This is a genomic window from Psychroflexus salis (assembly GCF_014640175.1).
GTDB classification, from domain to species: Bacteria; Bacteroidota; Bacteroidia; order Flavobacteriales; family Flavobacteriaceae; genus Psychroflexus; species Psychroflexus salis.
The window spans coordinates 1-24,647 of the sequence record NZ_BMGL01000004.1 but is presented as its reverse complement, the minus strand read 5'-3'; the positions used below and the strand labels follow the sequence as shown (position 1 = coordinate 24,647).

Annotated in this window: 23 protein-coding genes; 9 read left to right on the top strand and 14 right to left on the bottom strand. The window is 32.6% G+C overall.

The window, feature by feature from the left end; genetic code table 11:
* Positions 1 to 179 precede the first annotated feature (179 nt).
* The 4 genes from IEV63_RS03705 to IEV63_RS03690 all read right to left on the bottom strand — a co-directional run bounded on the left by IEV63_RS03705 (position 180) and on the right by IEV63_RS03690 (position 5,892).
* Positions 180 to 617 carry a hypothetical protein gene (locus IEV63_RS03705; protein ID WP_188405419.1) on the bottom strand — a complete coding sequence of 146 codons (438 nt, stop codon included), beginning with the start codon at positions 615 to 617 and terminating at the stop codon, positions 180 to 182.
* 14 nt (positions 618 to 631) lie between these two features.
* Complete coding sequence (locus IEV63_RS03700) at positions 632 to 2,617, bottom strand: T9SS type A sorting domain-containing protein (RefSeq protein WP_188405418.1); 1,986 nt, start codon at positions 2,615 to 2,617, stop codon at positions 632 to 634.
* 375 nt (positions 2,618 to 2,992) lie between these two features.
* Positions 2,993 to 4,876, bottom strand: coding sequence for a tail fiber domain-containing protein (locus IEV63_RS03695; protein ID WP_188405417.1), 1,884 nt, complete (start codon positions 4,874 to 4,876; stop codon positions 2,993 to 2,995).
* A gap of 296 nt (positions 4,877 to 5,172) precedes the next feature.
* A complete protein-coding gene (locus tag IEV63_RS03690) occupies positions 5,173 to 5,892 on the bottom strand; it encodes a hypothetical protein (protein WP_188405416.1) in 720 nt (239 codons plus the stop codon).
* A 191-nt stretch (positions 5,893 to 6,083) separates the two neighbouring features.
* On the opposite strand from IEV63_RS03690, the gene IEV63_RS03685 reads away from it, so the two are divergent.
* Positions 6,084 to 6,467, top strand: a complete 384-nt coding sequence (locus IEV63_RS03685; RefSeq protein ID WP_188405415.1) for a helix-turn-helix domain-containing protein — start codon at positions 6,084 to 6,086, stop codon at positions 6,465 to 6,467.
* A 258-nt stretch (positions 6,468 to 6,725) separates the two neighbouring features.
* Here IEV63_RS03685 and clpX read toward each other — a convergent pair whose 3' ends face one another.
* From clpX to IEV63_RS03645, 8 genes are all read right to left on the bottom strand, one after another.
* Entirely contained in the window at positions 6,726 to 7,958 is a 1,233-nt protein-coding gene (gene clpX, locus IEV63_RS03680) for an ATP-dependent Clp protease ATP-binding subunit ClpX (protein ID WP_188405414.1), read from the bottom strand.
* 2 nt (positions 7,959 to 7,960) lie between these two features.
* The gene (gene clpP, locus IEV63_RS03675; protein ID WP_188405413.1) at positions 7,961 to 8,635 is read right to left on the bottom strand and encodes an ATP-dependent Clp endopeptidase proteolytic subunit ClpP; all 675 of its coding nucleotides are present in this window, start codon (positions 8,633 to 8,635) and stop codon (positions 7,961 to 7,963) included.
* A 115-nt stretch (positions 8,636 to 8,750) separates the two neighbouring features.
* Positions 8,751 to 10,076, bottom strand: a complete 1,326-nt coding sequence (tig, locus tag IEV63_RS03670; RefSeq protein WP_188405412.1) for a trigger factor — start codon at positions 10,074 to 10,076, stop codon at positions 8,751 to 8,753.
* 94 nt (positions 10,077 to 10,170) lie between these two features.
* The gene (locus IEV63_RS03665; protein ID WP_188405411.1) at positions 10,171 to 10,530 is read right to left on the bottom strand and encodes a phage holin family protein; all 360 of its coding nucleotides are present in this window, start codon (positions 10,528 to 10,530) and stop codon (positions 10,171 to 10,173) included.
* A gap of 107 nt (positions 10,531 to 10,637) precedes the next feature.
* A complete protein-coding gene (locus IEV63_RS03660; RefSeq protein WP_188405410.1) occupies positions 10,638 to 12,194 on the bottom strand; it encodes an SGNH/GDSL hydrolase family protein in 1,557 nt (518 codons plus the stop codon).
* Between the two features lie 11 nt (positions 12,195 to 12,205).
* Positions 12,206 to 13,459, bottom strand: a complete 1,254-nt coding sequence (locus IEV63_RS03655) for an OmpP1/FadL family transporter (protein WP_188405409.1) — start codon at positions 13,457 to 13,459, stop codon at positions 12,206 to 12,208.
* Between the two features lie 112 nt (positions 13,460 to 13,571).
* Complete coding sequence (locus IEV63_RS03650) at positions 13,572 to 14,339, bottom strand: alpha/beta fold hydrolase (RefSeq protein WP_188405408.1); 768 nt, start codon at positions 14,337 to 14,339, stop codon at positions 13,572 to 13,574.
* Between the two features lie 4 nt (positions 14,340 to 14,343).
* Entirely contained in the window at positions 14,344 to 15,057 is a 714-nt protein-coding gene (locus IEV63_RS03645; protein ID WP_188405407.1) for a pyridoxine 5'-phosphate synthase, read from the bottom strand.
* Positions 15,058 to 15,195: 138 nt separating this feature from the next.
* Here IEV63_RS03645 and IEV63_RS03640 point away from each other — a divergent pair, with 138 nt between their 5' ends.
* From IEV63_RS03640 to murI, 8 genes are all read left to right on the top strand, one after another.
* Positions 15,196 to 15,861 (top strand): CBS domain-containing protein, encoded by a 666-nt coding sequence (locus IEV63_RS03640; protein ID WP_188405406.1) that lies wholly within the window; start codon positions 15,196 to 15,198, stop codon positions 15,859 to 15,861.
* Between the two features lie 4 nt (positions 15,862 to 15,865).
* Positions 15,866 to 16,753, top strand: coding sequence for an NAD kinase (locus IEV63_RS03635; RefSeq protein ID WP_188405405.1), 888 nt, complete (start codon positions 15,866 to 15,868; stop codon positions 16,751 to 16,753).
* A gap of 88 nt (positions 16,754 to 16,841) precedes the next feature.
* On the top strand, positions 16,842 to 17,552 hold the full coding sequence (porG, locus tag IEV63_RS03630; protein ID WP_188405404.1) for a type IX secretion system protein PorG: 711 nt from the start codon (positions 16,842 to 16,844) through the stop codon (positions 17,550 to 17,552).
* On the top strand, positions 17,552 to 18,286 hold the full coding sequence (uppS, locus tag IEV63_RS03625) for an undecaprenyl pyrophosphate synthase (protein ID WP_188405403.1): 735 nt from the start codon (positions 17,552 to 17,554) through the stop codon (positions 18,284 to 18,286). Before porG ends, uppS begins: the two co-directional genes overlap by 1 nt.
* Positions 18,255 to 20,873 carry a BamA/OMP85 family outer membrane protein gene (locus IEV63_RS03620; RefSeq protein ID WP_188405402.1) on the top strand — a complete coding sequence of 873 codons (2,619 nt, stop codon included), beginning with the start codon at positions 18,255 to 18,257 and terminating at the stop codon, positions 20,871 to 20,873. The genes uppS and IEV63_RS03620 overlap by 32 nt, the downstream gene beginning before the upstream one ends.
* A gap of 27 nt (positions 20,874 to 20,900) precedes the next feature.
* Entirely contained in the window at positions 20,901 to 21,707 is an 807-nt protein-coding gene (locus IEV63_RS03615) for an OmpH/Skp family outer membrane protein (RefSeq protein WP_188405401.1), read from the top strand.
* Positions 21,708 to 21,738: 31 nt separating this feature from the next.
* Complete coding sequence (locus IEV63_RS03610; protein ID WP_188405400.1) at positions 21,739 to 22,254, top strand: OmpH/Skp family outer membrane protein; 516 nt, start codon at positions 21,739 to 21,741, stop codon at positions 22,252 to 22,254.
* 67 nt (positions 22,255 to 22,321) lie between these two features.
* The gene (gene murI / locus IEV63_RS03605) at positions 22,322 to 23,119 is read left to right on the top strand and encodes a glutamate racemase (RefSeq protein WP_188405399.1); all 798 of its coding nucleotides are present in this window, start codon (positions 22,322 to 22,324) and stop codon (positions 23,117 to 23,119) included.
* Between the two features lie 6 nt (positions 23,120 to 23,125).
* On the opposite strand, the gene IEV63_RS03600 is transcribed toward murI, so the two are convergent.
* Together IEV63_RS03600 and IEV63_RS03595 are read right to left on the bottom strand one after the other, a co-directional pair.
* Positions 23,126 to 24,145 carry a PorP/SprF family type IX secretion system membrane protein gene (locus tag IEV63_RS03600; RefSeq protein ID WP_188405398.1) on the bottom strand — a complete coding sequence of 340 codons (1,020 nt, stop codon included), beginning with the start codon at positions 24,143 to 24,145 and terminating at the stop codon, positions 23,126 to 23,128.
* A gap of 111 nt (positions 24,146 to 24,256) precedes the next feature.
* On the bottom strand, positions 24,257 to 24,647 hold a 391-nt coding region (locus tag IEV63_RS03595; protein WP_188405397.1), incomplete at its 5' end, for a T9SS type B sorting domain-containing protein.

Below are 24,647 nucleotides of genomic sequence, written 5' to 3'. Positions count from 1 at the left end.
ACGAACTAAAGTGTAGAAAATTTTTATACTTAAGCTAGCTTAAAATCAGCTGTTAACAAAGAGAGAGCTTTAATTTAATTTGCCAATTTGAATAAGTGAATTTAGGCATTAAGAATATAATGTTATGTTTAGATTTTTATGCATCTACATTCAATTCAAATAAATATTTTTATCGAAAATTAAAAAATAAATTTAAGTTTCTTAGCATGAATAGGCGCATAAGTTAAATGCAAATTAGTTAACGACTGAAAACTATAATCTTGGTCTAAATAGTATACTTTTTTTCTCGATAAAACTAAGACAAAATTAATCTTATCTAAAAGTTTTACATTTAAGTTAATCCTAAATTGCTGAAACATATCTAAAAGACAATGAAGCTCTAATTCTGGGTAATAAATTATTACGCCTACGCAATGGGTGTAGTTTTTTTTATTTAATTTACTATGTACTTCTTCAGGCGTTTTAAATATTTTGCTCTGCATACCAGTTGTCTTTGTTATTAGTGCTCTTTGAGAATTAATAAAAAAGGTATCGTTACTAAGTAGAATAATGGTGTTTTTATTCGGCAGAGGTTTGTAGTGTTTTTTTTTCTTAACTACATTGTCTTCTATAATCATATTAAACAAGTTTATTATTTAATAATTAATTTTGTAGTAAAAGTCTGTTGCTCTTCATTTTCTATACTTATTAAGTAAACCCCTGCTTCAAGCATTCCTAAATTCATTGTGTAGTTAGCTAGGCTGTTTTTATTTTCTTGGAGCAATAATTTACCATCTAAACTGTAAACACTTATTTGCTTAATATTTATTGAACTCTTAATATGTATAATACCTTCGCTAGGATTCGGATAAACTTGAACTTGATTTTTATCGAAACTTATATTGCCAAGGTTATCTAAACCAAAACTTAAACTAAAACGATTATAAGCTATACTAGCATTGATGTTTGGGTCTATAGAAAAATTAATAGTAGTTATGCCTTCGTTTAATACGTGTGTTTCATTCAAATAGTGATCGATTAAGTATGCATTTGTGTTAGCTGGTATATTTTCAAGGATAGATTTAAATACATAATTAGTATTCTTATATTGATTGATAAATAAACCTAATTTCTCTCCATTTACGGGTAAATTTCGCTCTTCAATTGATAATAAAATTCCTTCGTGTATGCGAGCGAGATTCTCGTCTAAATTATTAGGTTTTGGAACATCATTTGCATCAACTTCATTATTAGCATTTGCTCTAAAACGAATTAAAAAAGCATCCCGAGAAGTGCTGTTCTGATTAAATGAGTTTTCATCGTACAAAAGCAAATTCAAATTAAAATCTGAATTAACACTAAATACCTGATTTAGATTATCGTTTGTTGATTTATCATTTTCGCTAAAAACGATGCTTGGTGCACCATTTCCATCAGCATAAAAAAATGCTGCTTGCTTAGGTTGTAAAAACTTAGTTATAGCCGATTCTACTGTATTGGTTTCGTTATTTAGAATATCTACCAACACATATGCACCACGACCTCCCGCTTGTCCTACAACAGGTGTGCCACCTAAAGCAGGTTCCCAAATAGCTACGAAAGGTTTGATGTTGCTTGAATTGTTGAATACCGTTTCTAAATCGACTACACTATGATATGGGTTACCAATAAAAATAAAATCATCTTCTTCATCTCCAAAGTTTGGATCGTTATATGTAACTGTACCACGAGTTAAAGTACCACTTTCTCTAATATTAGTATTGCTTGGAGGGGATATATTAAATTGAATATTAACATCCCGCGAACCACGAATCATTAGGCGTAAAGGATTACCTGCTTCTAAATTTTGTAAATTGGTATTCGGTATGGCAAACCAAACGCCACTAGTATTGTTGTATTCAAATAAGGATGGATTTCCTGATGGTTGCCAATCAAACCCATTTTGTCCATCATTGGTTCCAGCCACTGGATTTTCTTCTCCTATACCAGTAATATGTGTACCAAATCCTGGGCTTGGGTTATCGTTCCAAGCGCTGGCATCTTCTTGCCAATTGGCACGAATGCTACTTGACGTAGTTGCACTTGGAGAAATTAATCTAAAAGCTCTTCGAGCAGGGATAAAACGTTCAGTTTCTAAAATAGCTGTACCTCCTGTTGATCTTGTGGCTGTAGCAACATCTGTACTATTTCTGTTAAGTAATGTAACTCTTCTACCTGCAGTTAGAGTTCCGGCAGTAGACTCAAACCAATCGTTTATACCTAGATGTCCTTCCAATACATCAGTAGTTCCTCCTAATTTATTTAACACTACAAAACGAACTTGTTCTCCAATTTGTAATAATGAGTCACGGTCTTTAAAATAAAAATCATCATTACTTGAAGAAAGGGAAGTGCCAGAACCAATATGTAAGGTAACGTCGTTGTAATTTATAACTCCATTGCGATTATCTAAACCCGAATCTACATAAAAAGATGCATTCCCATTAAAAGTTACTTCACCTTCATTTAGAAAATCTTCATTGGTGTATAAGTCAAATAAATCACCTGAATAAACCGTTGTGTTATCATTTACAAAAAACTGTGAAAAGCCTATATTTACAAAAAAAGCTGTAAATACAATACTGATTATTTTATTCATACGAGTACATTTTTTCCTAATAAGAAAACAGTGTAAAGTAATTGTGTAAAATATTAAAACTGACGACTAAAAAGATATATTTTATATCATAAAGAAATTATTTGTATTTTAAAGGTTTTTTGTGTCTTTGAAAACACAATTAGAACTAAAAAGCCTTTTATATGGTTACACCAAAAAAAACAATATTCTAAGCTACATAAAGCTGTTTGTTTCTTAAACTAAATTGTAAGCCCAACTAATCTATAAAAAACAATTTACTAGATTTAACTATCTAAGTTTATGCCTAGTTATTTTTTTACTCTTAAAAAACAAAAACCTCATAGTGATTGATTGCAAAACACCAAGAGGCTTAGTTAATTATATCATAATTAAAAATTATTTTTCTGACTTCAATGCATGAATTTCAGATTTTAAAGCTTCTATTTGGGCTTGTTGCTCTTGTATTGCTTTTACTAATATTGGAGTGATAGATCCATAATCAACTTGCCAGGGATCATTGTTGGGGTCGTCACCACCTTTGTAAACAGCTTGAGGTAAAATTTCATGTAATTCCTGAGCTAAAAAACCTGTAACAACAGTATTCGTCTTATCTGACTTGTACACATAATCATAAATATCAATTTGATTAATTGTTTCTAAACCTAGTTCAGTTTCCTTTATATTGGTTTTTAGTCTCTTGTCTGATGTAGTATTGAATGATACACCGCCTGTTGTTAATCTTACACTACCACGTTCTGATCCATTTAAAAAGTAAGCTGATAGAGCATCTCCACTGCTTCCAGTTCTTTTGGTAACATGTAAACCAGGTTCTATACCATCTCTTTGAACAGAAATATATCCACCATCGGCTTCTCCAACAAGTTCTATACCTCCAAGGTTCGAATTCCCTTCAAATAAATTACCCGAAGTTGGTGTATTTCCAATTCTTACAGAATTTCTAACAAATACACTTCTCCATCTATCGGTGGTAGAACCCAAGTCTATTAAATTAGTACCGTTAGGCACAAACCTATCTGTATTTAATCTTGTTACAGGAAAATTGTCAACAATAAAATTTATAGGATTATTAGTAAATGAACCAACAAATGAGCCAGCACCAAAAGCAGAAGTAGAAGATGATGAACCTATTTGGCTGATTACTCCTCCTTGAGATTGAAATCTACTAAACACAAAATCTTCAGAATCATTGAACATGTTTAGGCTAGTTCCACCAAAAATGCTGCTCCAACGATCAACAGAAGAACCTAAACTGACTAAATTTGAACCATTTGGAACAAAAAAATCTGAAGTTAATCTTGTAACAGGCGCATTATTTGCAATGAAGTTCAAGGGGTCATTTGATACTGTACCAATAAAAGCCCCTGCACCAAAAGCAGATGCTGAAGAAGAAGAACCTATCTGACTAGTAACTCCATCATTAGAAATATATCTTGAAAATGCAAAATCGCTTGCTGAATTATTGAATAAAGCATTACCAGAAACTTCTAATCTTTCTGCTGGATCAGTTTCACCTATACCAACCCTTCCATTATTTCTCAAAGTTAACAAGTCTGTAGTTGTACTTGTAAAAAATCGTTGAAAATAGAGCCCATCGATAGCATCTTGCGTAAATTGTTTTATTCTATATCCGATTTGAGAAAAGGGCTCTTGAAACTCTATTTTACCACCAGCAGTACCTCCATTAAGGTTGGATTGTATTAAAACTGATGGCTCGGGAACACCTAAAGTTTCGCTACCTTGGCTAATTCTTAAATTACCCCCATTTATATGTAATTTTTCAAAAGGATTATTTGTACCTATACCAACCCTATCATTCGCTGCATTTACGCTAAATGTTTGACCATCTACACTAAATGCGTCTGCTGCACTAGATGTAAAAGCAAGCGTATTACTGCCCTGTGTAACAGTTCTATTTTCTGTAAGGCTTCCATCATCTTCGTAAATATTAAATCGGTCTTGATTGGCCGCCCCAACGCGCACCCATACAGTACCGTCGTTGTAATAGAAGCCTGGGGTTACATTATTAGGAGTCGTACCAGCTGTAGCTGTGTTGTAAACAATCATACCAGCTACATTTTCTGAAAGCGGACTGGAACTTGTTAAAGATGTTAATTCAATTCTTGGAATAAGCACTCCCTTGTCTGTAGCATCAATATCTAGTAGTGCATCAGAATTTGGGGTTATAGTTCCAATACCTACTTGAGCAAAAGCTAGTGAACTAAGTAGGATTAAGCTTATGGTGTATAGTATTTTATTCATAATTTTTATTATATTTTAAAATGTAACTTTTGGTTAGCTATGGGTTCATTTATTCATTAATAATGGTTTAGACTTTTACTATATTTTAAAAAAATTAAAATTTAGTAAGTGTTTTTGTTAGCCTTGCATTTAAATTAAGTAAACATATGAAGAGTAATAATTAGTGGTGTTGTGTCAAACTTGATAAAAACAAAAAAACTAGTTTATGTAAATTTAGGAAAATGCTTAAAAGACATTAAAACCAAAAAAATGAACAAGTATATTTTAAATTCTGTGTAAAAGACTGCTTTCATCAATTAGGACAGTTGTATATTAGGTGGGGCTAATCCCGAATATCCAAATAAAAATGGAATAAGCGTATCATTTTGAAGGTTGATACGAGCTGTAGCTTTATTGAAGTTAGAAATTTCTAGTTCTTGAGCAATGGAAAGAATAAATTTTGAATAGCAAATCTTAGAAGAATTTGTTTGCTTTGGTAAATAATTCGATTTTATGAAGCTATTTGAAAGAACTGTTTTTTTTACATTTTCTAGAGGATAAGGTATTGGCAAATGCGGTAAACAAGGATATGTTTTTATTCCATTTACGAGCTTTAACGGCTGTTCTTGACTACTATGGCTCTTTTTTACTAAAATTTTCGGAAATTCTTCATGTTCAACACTTATTACCGATTTGATTTTTTCCTCTATAAAAGAAGAATTAAGAACAATTGTATTTAAATTTTTAAATCCGGAGACTGTAGTTCCTTTTGTTATAAAAATAATAGAAGCTGGACTGCCTTTTGTATTACTTATGTTGCTTAAAGCCTTAGTTAATTTGACTTCTGGCATATACAAATTATCTGTTAAAGGAAATTGTTCATGGTTTATCACAAATGTTGTTAATGTATTTTTTTGAACATGGATATTTTCAATTCCAAAAACAATAGGTTGTGATGCAAATGTTACAACTGCAAACAAACACATAGCGCTGTTTGCCAACAATTTAAAATTATTTGTACTGCCTCTTAAAACCATGTATTTCAGATTAATAAAACACAAACTTAGATGATGCAAACACTAACCACTTAACTATTGATACAAATTTTACCTTTTTATGGTGTGTTTTAGAATTAAAAGGAAAAAAATTAAAGATAAAGCTAAAAAAATTTTATTTGATTACTTTAAAACGTACTTTTGGTTTTAAAAACTAAAATTATTTATTAGATATGTTAGTAGAAAAAATACCCCGAAACATTAAAAAATTTAGAGAACTAAAAAATTATACTCGAGAAGAAATGGCTGCTTTTTTGGAGATGAGTTCTAGTGGCTATGCGAAAATTGAGCAAGGAAACGTTGATATTAGCATACGCAGACTTGAACAAATTGCAGAAATTTTACAAGTCGAAGTGAGGCAAATTTTGGAATTTGAAGTTAGCCAAATATTTAACATATCTGAGAACACAATTACCAATTCCAATGCAATTGTTGGAAAAAGTAAGACTCGTGATTTACTCAAAAAAGACTCAGAAAATACATACCTAGTAAAACTTGTAGAAACTTTAGAACGAGAAAATGCCTTATTAAGGAATCAATTAAAATCAGAAAAGTAAAGAATTTACAGGGATTTTTAATTTTAAAAGGCAATTTTATCTTTTAAAGGAAAATTACATATTTGTTTTATTAAAATCAATACAACAATTATTAAAAATATATATCCTAATTGCTTATACTTGATTATTGAGCTTATTTATGGAATAAAAAATCAGGACATAAAGAAACAAGAACAGGTCACGACTTTAAAATAAAGCAAACAACAGAACATTGAGTTTTATAGAAGGTTTTAGGAAATTATTAAAGCTTCAGTATAGTTATGAAGCTGCTTTTAATTTACTAATTCCAGATTTATCTAAACGCTGTTCTGCGTAGGTTTTAGTGACTCTAAATTCTTTTTCGCCTGTATCTGGCAAATCGAACATGGCATCAGTTAAAATTGCTTCACAAAGCGATCGTAAGCCACGAGCGCCTAATTGGTATTCCAAAGCTTGTTCTACAATATAATCTAAAGCACCATCAGTAATACTAAACTGAATATCATCCATTTCGAACAACTTTTCATATTGTTTAATAATAGCATTCTTAGGTACAGTAAGAATCATTTTCAAAGTATCCTTATCTAATGGATCCATATGTGTAAGTACAGGAAGTCTTCCAATAATTTCAGGAATTAAACCATAATCTTTTACATCTTTTGGTATAATATACTTCAACATATTTTCTTTATCTACACCTTCACCTTGTTTAGATGCGCCATAACCAACAGCCTGCATATTTAAACGTTTAGAGATATTTCGCTCAATACCATCGAAAGCCCCACCTGCTATAAAGAGAATGTTTTCGGTATTCACCTCAATAAATTTTTGATCAGGATGTTTTCTTCCTCCTTTTGGCGGAACGTTAACTGTGGTTCCTTCTAGTAATTTTAATAAAGCTTGTTGTACACCTTCTCCGCTTACATCTCGTGTAATAGACGGATTATCGCTCTTGCGTGCAATTTTATCAATCTCATCGATAAATACAATTCCTCGCTCAGCTTTTTCAACATTATAATCTGCAGCTGCTAATAATTTAGTTAAGATGGTTTCAACATCTTCACCAACATAGCCCGCTTCGGTTAAAACGGTAGCATCTACGATAGCTAAAGGAACATTCAACATTCTTGCAATGGTTTTAGCAACCAATGTTTTACCTGTTCCTGTTTGACCGACCATTAGGATATTGGATTTTTGAATTTCAATATCATGGTCACTTTTGGGTTGTAATAATCGTTTATAATGGTTATAAACTGCAACCGACATTACTTTTTTAGTTTGGTCTTGCCCAATAACATATTCGTCTAAAAATTGTTTAATGGATCGTGGTTTTCGCAAAACTAATTCTGAACTTAAATCGCTATTCGATTCTTGTTTGGCTTCTTCAAGCACAATACCATGTGCTTGCTCAATACAACGATCGCAGATGTGGGCATCTAAACCCGCAATTAACAAGTTGGTTTCCGCTTTTTTTCTTCCACAAAAGGAACATTGTAAATTATCTTTAGCCATGTTTATTCTCTTTTCAAAATTTCGTCAATCATACCGTAATTTAGCGCTTCATCAGCATTCATCCAGAAATCACGATCGCCATCTTTGTAAACATTATCGTACTCTTTTTTAGAATGCTTTGCAATAATTCGGTATAATTCTTCTTTTAACAAAACAATTTGTTTTGCTGTAATTTCAATATCGTCTGCTTGACCTTGAGCTCCACCCATAGGTTGGTGTATCATTACTCGAGAATGTGGCAGTCCGCTTCTTTTTCCATCAGCACCAGCACACAACAAAACTGCACCCATAGAAGCTGCCATACCTGTATTAATAGTAGCCACATCAGGTTTAATAAATTGCATGGTATCGTAAATACCTAATCCAGCATAAACGCTTCCACCAGGAGAGTTAATGTAAATTTGAATGTCTTTTGAAGCATCTGTACTTTCTAAAAACAATAATTGTGCTTGAATAATATTAGCAACTTGGTCGTTTATAGGTGTTCCTAGAAAAATAATTCGATCCATCATTAATCTAGAAAAAACGTCCATAGCCACCGCATTCATCTGTCGCTCTTCAATAATGTTGGGCGTCATAGCAGTTGGTGTTATGCTCGTAATTAGCTTATCGTAATAATTGCTATTGATTCCGTGGTGTTGAGTTGCGTATTTTTTGAATTCCTGATTTATTTTCATCAATCTTTTATTTAGTGAAACGAAGATAGGAAGATGCTTATTTTAAACTCAAAAACTTTTGCTAAACTTATGTATTGAAAACAAGCTTAACAAAAGTTAGTTCATTTTAATTTAATTACTTATAAACTTCGTCAGCAAACTTTTTAAAGCTCACTTCCTTTTCTTTTAAATTTAATTTTTCTTTCAGTAAAGCTAATATTTTATTACTCATTACTTGCTCAGAAACTTTTCGAGCTTCATCTTGGTTGCTAAGCATTTGGTTGGCAAATTGCTCCATCTGCTCGTCTGGAAAGTTAGCCCCACCGTATTGTGCCATTTGCATTCTAATACGGTCTTTCATCATTTCTTTAACTTCTTCGGGCTTCACCTGAATGTCGTTGTCTTTTATAATTTTAGCTTCGATGAGTTGGTAACGAATTCCTTTTTCACTTTTTTCGAATTCTTCTTTAGCTTCTTCTTCAGATAATTCTTTTTCGCCAGAAATTTGAATCCACTTTTGAAGAAATTCTACAGGTAAATCAAATTTGGTATTGGCTAATAAATGTTCTGTTACATCATTAAGTAGCTGTTGATCGCTATGTTGTACAAATTGTTCTGCTGCTTGTTCTTTAATGAAGTTTTTTAATTCTTTTTCTGAATTGATTTTCCCTTCTTTTCCTGCGTATTTATCGAATAATTCTTGGTTTAGTTCATGCGGAATTTCTTCATTAATTTCAACAACATCAACATTAAGCTGAATATCTAGATCCTTGGCTTTTTCAGCTTCAATACCTAGGTGTATAGCTAATTTATTATCTTCAGCAAATAGCTTTTTGCTAGAAACTTGTAAAGTATCACCAGTTTTTGCCCCCTTAAATAATTCTTTGTTTTTCTTTCCTTTTAAATCTTCTAATTTAAATGAAGATTCATTTTCGATACCTTCGTCTGTATTGATGAATTTTGCTAGAATGGTGTATCCTTCTTTAATTTCATTTTGTGAAACCATTTTACCATACTGACGTTGAATCAATTTTATTTGATCATCGATCATAGCATCATCTGCTGCAATTTTATAATGTGTTATAGCTTTTTTATTACTAAAATCAATATTGATTTCTGGCGCTAAACCCACTTCAAACTCAAATTCGTAATTATCGTTATCCCAGCTAAAATCGTCTTGCGCTTTTGGAATAGGATTACCTAGGATATCTAGTTTTTCTTCGGTAAGAAATTTATTGAGTGACTCTTGTATTAGCTTATTCACTTCGTCTGCTAAAACAGCTTGTCCGTATTGTCGCTTAATCATTCCCATCGGCACATGACCTTTTCTAAAACCAGGAATATTAGCGGTTTTGCGGTAGTCTTTTAAAATTTTCTCTACTTTATCGGTGTAGTCTTGCTTTTCTACGTTTACTTTAACAACTGCGTTTAAGTTATCTGTATTTTCCTTTGTAATCTGCATATGTTAGCTTCTATTTTTAAAAGTGCAAAAGTACAATAAAAATTATGGACAGCATAATTTTTCAAGAATATGCAAATCAGTCTTTTAAAATAACTTAATATGGTGGTTGCCGATCTGCTTTTTGCCCAAATTTACGTACAACAGATTGCGTAATAGAAAGCAGCAAACTAAAAAGTAGCGCAGACCAAAAGCCATTTACATCGAAACCTGAAATTAAGGAATCGCAAATAAGTATAATTATAGCGTTTACTACCAATAAAAACAAACCAAAAGTTAACAAGGTTATTGGCAATGTAAATAAGATTAGTATTGGTCGCACAAAAATATTAAGTAGTGCCAACAAAGCAGCTACAACTAAAGACGTAAGAAAACTATCTACAGCAACTCCTGGCAATATATTAGCTAACATTACTACAAAAATTGCAGTTACGGTAAGCTGTATTAAAATTTTCATAGGTATTGTTTTTCGTGTTTCAATTTGACAAAATTAAACATAAAAAAACAGCTGATGCGTTTTACCACATCAGCTGTTAATTAGTATAATTATAATTACGAGCTAAACTAGTCTACGTTATTACTCGGCATTATTGTTCTGTAGTAGCCTATATCTACTTGTGGAATATCCGCATTATAAGTTTGATTTATAGCTTGAATTGCTCGATTTGCAATTAAGGCGTAACCACGTGGAGTTAGATGTACACCATCTAAAGAAAACGCACCACCTGTTGCAAATTCTGTACTTAATACTCCACCATTATAAGAAACTCCTGAGTTAGAAGCTTCTGCTAAGATAGCATCTACATTAACAAAGGCCAAGTTGTTTTGATTTGCTAAACCTTCTATTGTAGAATTATACGCAATTTGTGCCTGTGTAATTTGCATTTGTTCTTGTGGTGTTAATACAAATTGATCTGCCAAAGGAACTGTAATTCCATTAATTAGTGGAATTTGATTTCCCATAAATTCAATTTGACCAATAGGAGAACCAATTACACTGCTAGCTGTAAGAGTAATTAAATCATTTTCAGTAGCTTGTCTAACTTGTCCAAATAAACTGGCTAACTCTGGCGGTAAATTGAAAGGAGGGTTTTGCAAGAATGGGGCAATATCTGTTAAGCTTTCGTCTCTTACCGTTACAAAATTTCCTTCACCAGCTTGAAAATTTACTTGTCTTGCAGCAACTTCATCTGCACTTAACAAGCCAAATCCCTGTAAACCAGGTAAGATTTGGTTGTTATATAAACCATAAAACTGAGCTAATCCACCAGCCGTTTGTGCATCTAAAGGAATTGGATTTACAGGAACAGTAGTAAAAAATGGAATATTAGTTACATTAGGTATATTAAATACAACACCTCCAGAAGTTGTTTCAGTGTTCATAGAATTTAAAGCTTGGCTATACACATTAGCAAACACATTAATGTCTGTTATATCGTTAGGACCATAAGTAGCTGGATTAAAATTTCCTTGTTGGTTTTCGCCAGAACCTCCTGAAGTAGCATAGCCTAAAATGTCGTTATTCCCAATCCAGAATGAAAAGAAGCTAGGTTGTTGAGCAGCAGCATCGCCAATTACAGTTGCTTCAGCAGAAGAAGCAAAACGAGCAAAATATGGATTTGCTGTACCTTGAGCAACTCCTGGTACACTTCCATAACCCGGTGCAACAAAATGAAAACTTTTAGCACCAGGAACTCCCATATTATTAAAACTTCCAGAAAGCTGATTACTTATATCAGTTTGTGGGTCTCCAGCTAAAGGTCTAGGAGATGGCATTCCGTTTTCATTGATAGCTAAAACTAAACGATTGCCTTGAATAAGGTTACCATTTAACTTTAAGCCCCCTAAATTATCTTCCATTAGTGGTTGTTTAAATTCGCCTCCACCAACTAATTCAAATTGACCTGCCATAATATTGGGAAAAGAATTTAATTGTCCTTCTACATAAAGTGCATTATCAGCATATCCCGCAGTGAGTGAATTACCAACACTTACAAAATTTGAGAAATCAGCATCGCCTGCACTATAAAAATCTCCTTCTTCAATAGAGCTATCGAATTCTGGCTCACAGCCTATTAAAGCTAAGGAAGCTAAAGCTGATAAGAATATATATTTTTTCATCGGTTTTAAATTTATAATTTATACGTAATTCCTAATCCTGGCAAAAATGCATTGGATTTGTAAGTTCCACCAAATGGTATTTCTTGTCCATCTTCTGAATAAAAATCATAAGAAGCATCTACTTCGTCGAATCGTAAATACAAGAAAGAAAAGTCTACTGCAAATTTTTCGCTTACATCAAATGAGAAACCACCTGTAAAACCCATGGCATCATTACGTGGTGTTTCGGGTGCAAAATAACCAGCTTGAACTGGAGATTCGTCTAAATAATATCCTCCTCGTAATGTAAATCGATTAGTTACTTCATATTGAGCACCAATTCTATAAATAGAAGCATCTTTATAATTTCTTGGATTAATAGATGATGGAGCACCGCTAGGGAAATTAATATCTAAAGATTCGTAAACATTCCAAAGCGTACGATTATATTCTATAGTTGCCATAAACTTATCTGAAAATTGATAAGATGCTCCTAAAGACCACTCTGCAGGCAAAGGAAGTGAAGCGTTAAAAGGAACTACTCCATTCTGAGCTGGCACAGCCGGCGAGTTTGGCACATTGGTAAAAGTAGCTTCTCCACCTTCTGCATTCATCATAATTTCTGAGCGATAATTAAAACCAATGGTTAACTTATCGGAAGGTGTAAACATAAAACTTGCACCCCAACCCCAGTTAGTAATACCAGAATCGTCTATCTCTACATTAGATCTTGCTCCTTCTTCATTGACTAAACTTCGTGTTAAATTTCTATTGAAATTAACTGAACCTGTAACAAAAATAGGTCCACCACCAACACTAAGGTAATCGTTTATTTTAATCGAAACTAAAGGCTGAACAAAAATTGCAGCTAATTCAATTTCATTTACTAAGTGAGATCCTGCCCAATCTCTGGGCCATTCTACTTGACTTCCATAAGGAGTTGAAACACTTATACCAGCCGCTAACCAATCATTAATTTTATATGATGCGTTAAGATAAAAAGGCGTGCTAATTGCAGAATCCGTTTCAGTAAACTGACCTGTATTTGAATTTTGATAACGCACATTTGAAAATACACCTGTTACTCCAGCTGAAATATTTAATCTATTTTCTAAATGAATTAATCCGGATGGGTTAAAAAAAGCAAGTTCTGCATTGCTAACCACAGCTACACCGGAGTGACCCATTGCTAAGGCTCTTTGCCCTTGAGCTCCTACACGGTATCCACCAGCATAAGCACTTGCAAAAGCTAAAAACAGCAATGAACTGAGTACTAATTTTTTCATATTGTTGTAATTTAATTAAGGTTATTTATATATTATTAATTATTTGACCAAAAATAAATTAAATCCCTAATAAAACAAGTAAAAATTTAACTTATTATGCATACATAGTAAACTAAGCTTCTAAAAAGTTAATGCTTTTTTTGTAAAAAGCTTCTCTTTGCTCAGCATGCAACCAATGTCCTGCATTTTGAATAACATCAATTTTTGCATTAGGAAAGTGTTGTTTTATTAAGCTTTTATCTTCATCTTTAATATAATCTGACTGGCTTCCTTTTAAAAACAATGTTTCTCCATTAAATTTTTTGTCTTCGGTAAGCGCCTTACCGACTTCTTCTATATTCAATTTTAACACATCTAAGTTTACACGTAATCCGTAATTATTTTTGTCTTTTCGGTATAAATTCTTCATCAAAAACAAACGTATTCCTTTTTCAGTAATAAAGGCAGATAATAATTCATCAGCCTGCTGACGAGAAGTTATTTCAGTTTCGTATAATTTTGTTAGTCCATTTAATATTTGCTGATGATGTGGCGCGTAATATTTAGGAGCTATATCTGCTATTAAAAGTTTTTCTATTAAGTCTGGATAGCTACAAGCGAGCTGCATAGCCGTTTTCCCTCCCATAGAGTGCCCAATAACCGAAAAATGATTTATGCTTGCATCTAATGCATATTCGCATATATCTTCTGCAAGTACTTCGTAATTAAACTCATTACTATGTGGGCTTCGACCGTGATTTCGCTGGTCGATTAAATGTACTTCAAAACCTTTTTCTGCATAAGCTTTTGCTAAGGTTTTCCAATTATCACCCATTCCTAAAAACCCGTGCAAAATTAACAATGGAAAACCGTTTCCTTCTATATTGACATGTAATTTCATGTACTTATTTCAAAAGATTTAAATAGTTTTTAATCACTGTTTCTAAGCCATCATAAAGTGACTCTGCTATTAAAGCATGACCAATAGAAACTTCATCTAAATAAGGCAACTGCTCTTTAAAAAATTGAATGTTTTCTAGCGATAAATCGTGGCCTGCATTTACACCTAAACCTAACTCGTGCGCTTTTTGAGCACAAACTACATAAGGTGCAATTGCTTTGTGTTTATCAATTGTATATCCCGTTGCAAAAGCTTCGGTATATAATTCAATTCGATCAGCTCCCGTTGCTTTTGCACCTTCAATCCATTTTAGTTCTGGATTTACAAAAATAGAAGTTCGAATGCCTTCAGCCTTAAACCTTGAAATTACACCTTGTAAATATTCTTTATATTTAATAGTATCCCAACCTGCATTAGAAGTTAGGGCATCTACAGCGTCGGGTACTAAGGTTACTTGCGCAGGTGTAGTTTGTAAAACCAAATCGATAAATTTAGTGTTTGGGTTACCTTCTACATTAAATTCAGTTTGCACAACTTTGGCTAAACCTCGGACATCTTGATATCGAATGTGTCGCTCGTCTGGTCTTGGATGTACTGTAATTCCTTGAGCACCAAATGCTTCTATATCTTGTGCTGCTTTAACCACGTTTGGAATGTCTCCACCCCTAGCATTTCTTAAAGTTGCAATTTTATTAATATTTACACTTAATCTTGTCATCTAACTATTTTTTAGCAAAAATACAATTGTGAATGTGGATTTAGAGATTTCTTAGAAAAATTTAGCTTTAACAAAAATGTATTAAAACAAGTTTAAATTGAAGCTAGGTAAATTAAATTAATGTAATTTGCATGATCTATGAAAGCACAAGAAATTTATCAATTCGTTGAACATGAATTTGCTAATACAACAACTAGTACTAGCATTAGGCGTTGTTTAAAACTTCTTGAGAAGGAGCAATTAAAATGTATTGCCGTACTAGATAATAATATTTATCTAGGTAGTATACATATTGAAGATTTAGAAGGCTTAGATATACAATCTAAAATTGAAAACTACCCTTACCTTCTAAGAAATTGCAGTTTACATAAGCAAACTGGTACCTTGGATTTTTTAAGAAAGTTTGCAGAACAAGAAACAGACCAAATACTTCTCGTAAATGAAAGTAATGAAGTTGAAGGAAGTTTATCTTTATTTGATTTTTTTGCATATTTAAGAGAAACTCCATTTCTAGCTTTCTCTGGAGAAGAAATTATGCTTCAAAAGAAAAGAGAAGATTTTACCTACGCTGAAATAGCTCAAATAATTGAATCTAATCAAGCAAAATTATTAGGTATTTTCACACAATTTGTAGACACCGAGTACATACAGGTATCAGTTAGAATTGACCATAATGGCATGAATGAAATTTTACAAAGCTTAAGAAGATACGGATACGACATTATTAGTTTACATAAAGAAGATAAGCTAACCGAAAAGCTAAAAGATTATTCGGATTATTTCAACAAATTTTTAAACATTTAAAAATATGAAGGTTGCTCTTTTTGGACAATTTTTCTATCCAGATTCTGGAAAATATATTAAACAGCTTGTTAGTGTTTTAAATGATCGTGGCGATGAGATTTGGTTCGAAAAGAAATATTTCTCGCTAATTGATGATGAACAGATTTTAGAAATTTCCAATCCAAATTTATTCGAAAATTTAAATAAAAGTTTCGACTTTTTTTTCTGTATTGGTGGTGATGGCACTATTTTATCCGCCATTCGGTTTGTAAAAGACTTAAACATACCTATGGTTGGTATTAATACAGGCAGATTAGGTTTTTTAGCTAGTATTCATAAAAATGAAATTAAAGAAACATTAAATTCAATATTATCAGGAAAACATGCTATTTCACAACGCAGCCTAATTCAAGTTGAAGCCATTCCAGAAAATTCTATTGAAGAAAAGTTTAGTTATGCCTTAAATGAAGTTGCAATTAGCAGGAAAGATTCTACTTCCATGATAACAATTGAAACTTGGTTAAATGAAGATTATTTAAACGCATACTGGGCAGATGGCATAATAATTTCTACACCAACAGGCTCCACAGGATACTCCTTAAGCTGTGGTGGCCCTATAGTTACCCCAGAAACTAAAGCTATGATAATTACACCAATTGCACCACATAATTTAAATGCAAGGCCTTTGGTTTTTCCAGACCACAAAAAACTTAGGTTTAAAATACATGGCAGAGAAGCTTTCTTCTTGGTCTCAATGGACTCTAGAACCTATACTTTACCAGCACAGACCGAAATTAAAATTCAAAAAGCCAACTTTAGCATACCACTTGTGCAATTACATGAATCTAGCTTTTTAATTACACTTCGAAAAAAACTACTTTGGGGTGAAGATCGTAGAAATTTAGAGCAATAAAATTCAACTTAAGTTGTTTTACTTACAAATCTTTTATAATAAGTTATTGGGTAAACATTATTATTATATTTGCAGACTTTTAAAATTTATGAGAGTTTTTCTTACAGTAAGCTTTTTAGTAGTATTCTTAAGTTCTTCTTTACATGCTCAAACTTACGAAGTTGGAGTTATGATAGGCGGAACTAATTTTACAGGAGACGTAGGTTCTACTTCATACGTTTTACCAGAAGACTATGCCAACCGATCAAATGGAAGTTTTGGTTTAATTTTTAAATGGAATAGAAGTGTAAGGCATTCTTTTCGTTTTTCAATTTTAAGGGCAAGAACTTATGGAGACGATAGAAGGTCTAGAATGAATAGAAGAATTGCTAGAAACTATCGTTTTAACCAAGACATGACTGAAATTTCAGCAGGAATAGAATATACCTTTTGGGATTGGGATCCACACGAAGCCAAAACACAAATAACACCTTATTTAGCTACAGGACCAACTTATTTTTTTGCTCATCACCATTTTGCAAGAAACAATAGGTTGGCTAAAGGAGAACAATTCGGTAGCTTTGCTATTCCAATGATTTTTGGAGTTAAAGTAAATATTGCAACACACTGGGTTTTAGCTGGCGAATTTGGTGCACGCTACACCTTTACCGATAATTTGGATGGAAGCAATCCTAGTGAAATCAATGGTGAAACAAATTTTACTAATTTTGGTAATCCAAATACAAATGATTGGTATATGTTTGCGGGATTTACACTAACCTATTCTTTTGGAAGAAAACCATGCTATTGTAATTTTTAATGGAACAAATCAAATCTAACATACTACCTAGACACATTGCCATAATTATGGATGGCAATGGTCGTTGGGCAAAGAAAAAAGGATTGATTCGTGCAGCTGGCCATGAAAGAGGAACTAAATCGGTTAGAGAAGCTGTAGAAGCATGCGCCGAAATCGGAATAAAACATTTAACTCTTTTTGCATTTTCTACTGAAAACTGGAATAGACCAAAATTGGAAGTGCAAACCCTAATGAAGCTTTTAGTTAGTTCTTTAAAAAAAGAATTAAAAACCTTAACGGAAAATAAAATTCGTTTGAATGTTGTTGGAAATGTTGACACTTTACCAAGCAAAGCTAAAAAAGAACTGCTAGAAGTAATCGACAAAACAAAAGATAACGATCGGATGACGCTATCGTTGGCTTTAAGCTATGGCTCGCGAGAAGAAATTAGAAATATGGTTAAAGTAATTAGCCAAAAAGTAGAGCAAAAAGAATTGAAGTCGGAAGAAATTACAGACGATGTAATAAATAATCATCTATATACGTTTGATTTACCTGATGTAGATTTATTAATAAGAACAAGTGGAGAACAACGCATAAGCAATTTTTTATTATGGCAAATTGCATATGCCGAATTATATTTTTGCGAAGTTTTATGGCCCGATTTTAGAAAAACCCATTTAATTGAAGCAATAACAAATTACCAAAAAAGAGAAAGAAGATTTGGAAAAACAAGTGAGCAACTTCATAAATAGATTGCAAAAAACAAAGTTTATATTAGGATGTGTGGTATTTCTACTTGGAATATTTAGCACACCAACTCTTGCACAAGATATAGGAATCGGTAATGCCAAAGAATATGTAATTGGCGAAATTAGCGTAACTGGCGTAACAACTTATAATGAAAGGACAGTAATTGCATTTACCGGCCTAAGAAAAGGAGAAAAACTTTTTTTACCTGGAGACAGATTAAGTCAGGTAATTAATAAACTATGGAATTTAGGATTGTTTAGTGACATCAATTTTTACCTAAAGGATGTTACAGAAGGAAACATAGCTCACCTAGAACTCGAAATTAATGAAGTGCCCAAGCTTAATGAAGTTAAAATTCGAGGAATAAAAAAGAAAAAACAAGAAGAATTTATAAAAGACTTAAAACTTGATAAAGGGACTAAGCTTACTGAAAACTTTATCGCTAACACAAAAAATCACATTAAAAACGAATACCGCAAAAAAGGTTATCTTAATGTAGACCCTAAAATAACTACTCAAGCCCAAAAAGATACTTTAGATGAAGTTGTAGGCGAAAACATGCTCATAAATATTGATTTAGGAGAAAAAATAAAAGTTTCAGAAATTGAAATAACAGGAAACGAAGATTTTTCAGACAAAAAAATCAGAAGGTTTATGAAAAACACAAAGCAAAAAAACTTTTTCAGAATCTTTAAACGTTCAAAGTTAATCCCAGCAGACTATGAAGAAGATAAAGAACGAATTGTAAATAAACTAAAAGAATCTGGTTACCGCGATGCAAGAATTATTTCGGATACTGTAATCAAGAACGAAGAAAGCACAGTAAAAATTGGCTTAAAAGTAAGAGAAGGTAATCAATATTATTTTGGAGATGTTTCTTTTCTAGGTAATAGTGTTTATTCCGATCGGGAACTTAAAAACTTAATGGGTATTCGAAAAGGCGATCCCTACAATGGGGTTTTATTAGAAGAGAAACTAACAGGCGGACCTAAACAAAAAGAAGGTAATTTAACGGACACTTATCAAGATAATGGGTACTTATTTTCTAGAATTACCCCTGTAGAAACCCGAGTATATCAAGACACAATAGATTTTGAAATTAGAATAACCGAAGGACCAATTGCTTATTTTAACAATGTGAATGTAAGAGGAAATGACAGAACACACGATCATGTTATTTATCGGAGTTTACGAACATTACCCGGCGAACAATACAGCAAAAAAGCTGTAATGAATACAGCACGAGAATTGAGTCAACTTGGTTTTTTTGATCCCGAATCAATTCGTCCTGATATTAAAAATCCAAATCCTGTAGATGGAACAGTAGATATGGAGTACAATGTTGCCGAACAAGGAGCCAGCCAAGTTCAGCTTCAAGGTGGTTATGGCGGTGGTGGTTTTATAGGCACCTTAGGTTTAAGTTTTAATAACTTTTCACTGCGTGGAATTGGAGACAAAGATGCTTGGAAACCATTACCAATGGGAGATGGTCAAACTTTATCGTTAAGAGCTCAAGCTAGTATTGCCTTTCAAAATTATAGCTTAACCTTTGTAGAACCTTGGCTGGGTGGTAAAAAACCAGTACAACTTTCAGTTTCACTTTCTCAAACCAAGCAGTTTTTATTCGATCCATTTACGAGAAGAGCAGATCGAGATCGTCAATTTTCAATTACAGGTTTAAACGTTGGTTTAGGAAAAAGACTTCGTGTACCAGATGAATATTTCTTTTTATCAACATCAGTCGGTTTTCAACACTTTGACCTACAAAATTATAATGTTGGGCTCTTTAGATTTCCTAACGGATATTCAAATAATTTATCTTTTACAGTAGGTTTACGAAGAGACAATACATACTCAAACCCAATTTTCCCAATGGGTGGTTCTCGATTTAACATAAACCTTAAATTCACACCACCTTACTCATTATTTAATGATATTGATTACAAACAATTAAGTTTAGAAAGAGAAGTTGCTTTAGCAGAAAACAACAATGATAGGCTTGCAGAAATTGATCAAGAGCGCTTCAATTGGTTAGAATTTTATAAAGTGAATTTTTCAGGAGAATGGTTTAATCGTTTATTCGATAAATTAGTTCTTAGAAAAAATATTGAATTTGGATTTATTGGAGCATATAACAGCGACCGAGGTATTCCGCCATTCGAACGCTTTTTTCTTGGTGGTGATGGTTTAGCTGGCTTTGCAATGGATGGAAGAGAAATAATTGCACTCCGTGGCTACCCTAACCAATCCATAATACCTCGCTCCCGTACAAATGTAACTCAAGAAAGTTTTAACGATGGTGCAACAATTTATAATAAATTTACGTTAGATCTAAGGTATCCAATTACCTTAAACCCAAGCGCATCGATCTACGGTTTAGCCTTTTTTGAAGCTGGGAGTACTTTCGATAGTTTTGAAGAATACTCTCCTTTCGATTTAAACCGTTCGGCTGGTGCTGGTATTCGTATATTCATGCCACAATTTGGACTACTTGGTATTGATTTTGGTTATGGTTTCGACCCTATTCCTGGAACAAATACTGGTGCAAATGGCTGGGAAACACACTTTATAATTGGACAACAATTTTAATTTGGCACGATTTTTAACGTATATAATATGAATTTAAAAAATTGCATTAAAATAGTTTTATTTGTACTAATTTGTACAAATCTACAAGCTCAACGTGGAATAAAAATAGGATATGTTGATATAGATTATATTTTAGAAAATGTTCCTGAATATCAGCAATCCTTAACACAGCTAGATAGTAAGGCAGAAAAATGGAGTAGAGAATTAGCCAATAAAAAAGCAGAAATAGATCAGTTAAAAAATGAATTAGAAAACGAAAGACCTTTATTAACTATCGAACTAATTGAAGAAAAAGAAGAAGAAATTGAGTATTTAACTGGAAAAATGTTCGAATTTCAAGATGAAAAATTTGGTGTTGGTGGAGAATTACTAGTGCAGAAAAGACAGCTCGTTCAACCTATTCAGGATCAAATTTTCAATGCTGTACAAGAAATTGCTGATAATCGAAATTATGATTATATCTTTGAAAGCTCGAGCGATGCTTTAATGCTTTACGCTGCGAAAAGACATGATTTAAGCGACATTATATTAAAGTTGATTAAACGTTCTGCAAAAGATGGTACATTTAACAATGACGAAGACCTATTTGGAGAAAAATACAAATCGGTTGAAGGTGCTATAGAAGATGAGAAAAAAGAAGCTGCTGAAGAGGCTAAAGCTGAAGCACGAGAAGCACAAAGAGAGGAAAGGATAGCAAATCAATTAAGTGCAAGAGATTCTATTCGTGCAGCTCGAAAAAAAGAATATGAAGACCGAAAGGCACAACTAATCAAAGATAGAGAAGAAGCTAAAAGAAAACGAGATTCAATTAGAGAAGCAAGAGAAAACAACTAAATATATTATTAACACTACTAAATTAAAAACGATGAAGAACCTAAAATTAATAAGTTTAAGCCTTTTATTATTTTTTGGATTATGCTTTAATAGCAACCTAATGGCGCAGTCTGAAATTGCACACATCAACTCTCAAGAGTTGATTGAAACCATGGACGCTTATAAAAATGCAATGTCTGAACTTGATAAAATTGACAAAACATACCGTACACAAATCGACGAGATGTTAAAAGAAGCTCAAAAAACTAATGAGCGTTACCAAGCTGAACAAAACACAAAAACAGAAGAAGAAAACCAGCGTAGAATGGCTAAGCTTGAAGAAATGCAAAACAATATAATGGCATTTAGTCAAGATGCTCAAGAGCAGCTTAAAAAGAAACAAGAGAGTATGCTTCGCCCAGTATTAGAAAAGGCAAGAGAAATCATTCAAAGAGTTGCAAGAGAAAAAGGATACAAATATGTTTTAGACTCTTCAACAGGCACTGGGGTTTTACTAGCCGACGGATACAATTTAATGGATGATGTAAAAGCTGAGCTAAATAAGTAATTAAAATTCATTTATAAATCATTTTAAAAAGCTACTTTCGAGTAGCTTTTTTTATTTAGTAATCTTTATGGAGCAACCTATTGGAATATTCGATTCAGGCATCGGCGGAATATCAATCGCTACTGAAATTAACCAAATGTTACCTAATGAAAATATCATTTACTTTGCTGATAGTAAAAACGCCCCTTATGGAAATAAAACAAAAAAACAAATTCAACAACTTGCTCATAAAAACACAGAAAAACTTATTTCGACCTACAATGCTAAATTAATTGTTGTTGCCTGTAATACAGCTACAACTAATGCCATTAAAGAATTGAGAAACAACTATAATATACCATTTATAGGAATTGAACCAGCAATTAAACCTGCTGCACTTAAAACCCGTAATAATAAAATTGGTATTTTAGCTACTAAGGGAACTTTAGCAAGCAAACTATTTGCTGAAACAACTAAAAAATTTATTAGTAAAGAAATTGAATTAGTTCAAGTAGAAGGAAAAAATATAGTTGAAGCAATTGAAGAAAATAAACATTTAGGCAAAGACTTTACAAATCATCTTTATAAACAATTAAAACCTTTTAAAGATAAAAATATTGACTCATTAGTGCTTGGTTGTACGCATTATCCTTTTATAAGAAACAATATACAAGAGCTCTTACCAAATACGCATATTATCGATTCTGGATTTGCAGTAGCTAGACAAACACGAAATGTAATTAAGAAAAATGAGCTGTTTAATTTTAATAAAACGTCATCAAAATACATTAAAATATACAGCAATAGTTGTAATCTAGAACCTATTCAAGCTTTAACTTTAAATCGGTTTTTAATTAAACCTACAATAGAATATTTAAACTTTTAATTGAAATTACCAATTAACAGCTGGACAATTACATTTGTAACGACCTCTGTTTTCTCCAAAGTTATAACCAAGTGTTATTTGGTGAAATCCTGAATTCGATATAGTAATTTCTTGTAAAGCACTGTTAGTGTAAGTATATGCAAACATAAAGTTTCCATAATTTACACCAACAAAAGGAGATAGAGTTTGGAGTTTTTGACTACGTGCTTGGCTATTACTTCCTAAAAATTCAGCACCATCTAAACTTCTTCTGTATGAAAGTCCACCCCAAAGCATGCCGTTATCAAATTCGTAATAGGCCTTACCATTAATATCGAAATTAGTCTCTTCTGTTGCTTCTCTATGATGAAACATAACCGAAGGTTCAAAGGAAAATGGAGAACCAAATGTATTGAAATTATACCCTAAAGTTGCTAAATATTGACGTTGATTAATAATTTGAAATTGATCTGTAAAAGTTTGATTTTCTTGATTAACAATGTTTTTTACAGTAACATGAGAAAACCAATCCATAAAGAAATAAGAAAAACCGAAATCTGCATTGAAAAATGCTTCGGATTGATCTACTCCAGAAATAATAGGATCAAATGCTCCAGCATCAACTAAATCGGTTTCATTTAAACCACTTTGTATAATACCAATATTTGTTCCAAATGAAAGCATATGTAAGTCTGCTGTACTTCGAGAAAACATTAAATGATAAGCAAAAGAAAGGTAACCACCTTGTTGAGAATATCTACCATTAGAGTCATTAAACAAAATAGCTCCTACCCCAACTTTATCATTTAACCTTCCGTTTACGCTCAGGGTTTGCAGACTAGGCGGATTATCAACATCAAACCATTGTTGTCTAGCGGTTAATCGGGCTTTATTTTGATTACTTGCACCAGCCATAGAAGGATGTATTAAATACAAATTATCGGTTAAATAATCTTGATAAACTGGAATTCCTCTTTCTTGTGCGAAGGATTTAGTACTACAAACAATAAATAATAGGACTAAAACAATTGTCTTTATTAACTTCATATGCGTTGAACTGGGGTAATGTATTTATTAATTTTAACTAAATAACTATCTTTTATTCGGCTATTACAATGCCTTTTATTAAAAGATTTAATTTATCCTAAACTGATTTTACTATCTTTTTAATGTAAAATTAGCCTTAAACTCTTGTCTCTTTCCGGTTGATGGTTCTTCGTATTCTACGCTAAACCAGTAATCGTTTGCTGGCATTACTTTACCGTTGTACGTGCCATCCCATCCCGGGCTACTTGGACTTAATTGCTTCAATAATTTTCCGTAGCGGTCAAATATATAAATTTTCGCGTTGTTTTGATTGGCTATACCAATAATATTCCATCTGTCGTTATAACCATCTTCGTTGGGGGTGAAGAATTGTGGATAATCGATTAAGGATACTTCTACAATAACTTCGCCACAACCCCCTACATCTCTCCCGCGTACTTGGCGAACCCCAGCTTCTAAATTACTGAAGATGATGCTTACTTCTCCTTCTGCTAAACTGCTC

Coding starts and splice junctions, on each gene's coding strand:
- IEV63_RS03660 (WP_188405410.1), bottom strand. CDS start 12,194: ATGAAAAAATATATATTCTTATCAGCTTTAGCTTCCTTAGCTTTAATA.
- IEV63_RS03610 (WP_188405400.1), top strand. CDS start 21,739: ATGAAGAACCTAAAATTAATAAGTTTAAGCCTTTTATTATTTTTTGGA.
- tig (WP_188405412.1), bottom strand. CDS start 10,076: ATGCAGATTACAAAGGAAAATACAGATAACTTAAACGCAGTTGTTAAA.
- murI (WP_188405399.1), top strand. CDS start 22,322: ATGGAGCAACCTATTGGAATATTCGATTCAGGCATCGGCGGAATATCA.
- porG (WP_188405404.1), top strand. CDS start 16,842: ATGAGAGTTTTTCTTACAGTAAGCTTTTTAGTAGTATTCTTAAGTTCT.
- IEV63_RS03685 (WP_188405415.1), top strand. CDS start 6,084: ATGTTAGTAGAAAAAATACCCCGAAACATTAAAAAATTTAGAGAACTA.
- clpX (WP_188405414.1), bottom strand. CDS start 7,958: ATGGCTAAAGATAATTTACAATGTTCCTTTTGTGGAAGAAAAAAAGCG.
- IEV63_RS03690 (WP_188405416.1), bottom strand. CDS start 5,892: ATGGTTTTAAGAGGCAGTACAAATAATTTTAAATTGTTGGCAAACAGC.
- IEV63_RS03640 (WP_188405406.1), top strand. CDS start 15,196: ATGAAAGCACAAGAAATTTATCAATTCGTTGAACATGAATTTGCTAAT.
- IEV63_RS03650 (WP_188405408.1), bottom strand. CDS start 14,339: ATGAAATTACATGTCAATATAGAAGGAAACGGTTTTCCATTGTTAATT.
- IEV63_RS03705 (WP_188405419.1), bottom strand. CDS start 617: ATGATTATAGAAGACAATGTAGTTAAGAAAAAAAAACACTACAAACCT.
- IEV63_RS03700 (WP_188405418.1), bottom strand. CDS start 2,617: ATGAATAAAATAATCAGTATTGTATTTACAGCTTTTTTTGTAAATATA.
- IEV63_RS03635 (WP_188405405.1), top strand. CDS start 15,866: ATGAAGGTTGCTCTTTTTGGACAATTTTTCTATCCAGATTCTGGAAAA.
- IEV63_RS03645 (WP_188405407.1), bottom strand. CDS start 15,057: ATGACAAGATTAAGTGTAAATATTAATAAAATTGCAACTTTAAGAAAT.
- IEV63_RS03695 (WP_188405417.1), bottom strand. CDS start 4,876: ATGAATAAAATACTATACACCATAAGCTTAATCCTACTTAGTTCACTA.
- IEV63_RS03615 (WP_188405401.1), top strand. CDS start 20,901: ATGAATTTAAAAAATTGCATTAAAATAGTTTTATTTGTACTAATTTGT.
- IEV63_RS03600 (WP_188405398.1), bottom strand. CDS start 24,145: ATGAAGTTAATAAAGACAATTGTTTTAGTCCTATTATTTATTGTTTGT.
- clpP (WP_188405413.1), bottom strand. CDS start 8,635: ATGAAAATAAATCAGGAATTCAAAAAATACGCAACTCAACACCACGGA.
- uppS (WP_188405403.1), top strand. CDS start 17,552: ATGGAACAAATCAAATCTAACATACTACCTAGACACATTGCCATAATT.
- IEV63_RS03655 (WP_188405409.1), bottom strand. CDS start 13,459: ATGAAAAAATTAGTACTCAGTTCATTGCTGTTTTTAGCTTTTGCAAGT.
- IEV63_RS03665 (WP_188405411.1), bottom strand. CDS start 10,530: ATGAAAATTTTAATACAGCTTACCGTAACTGCAATTTTTGTAGTAATG.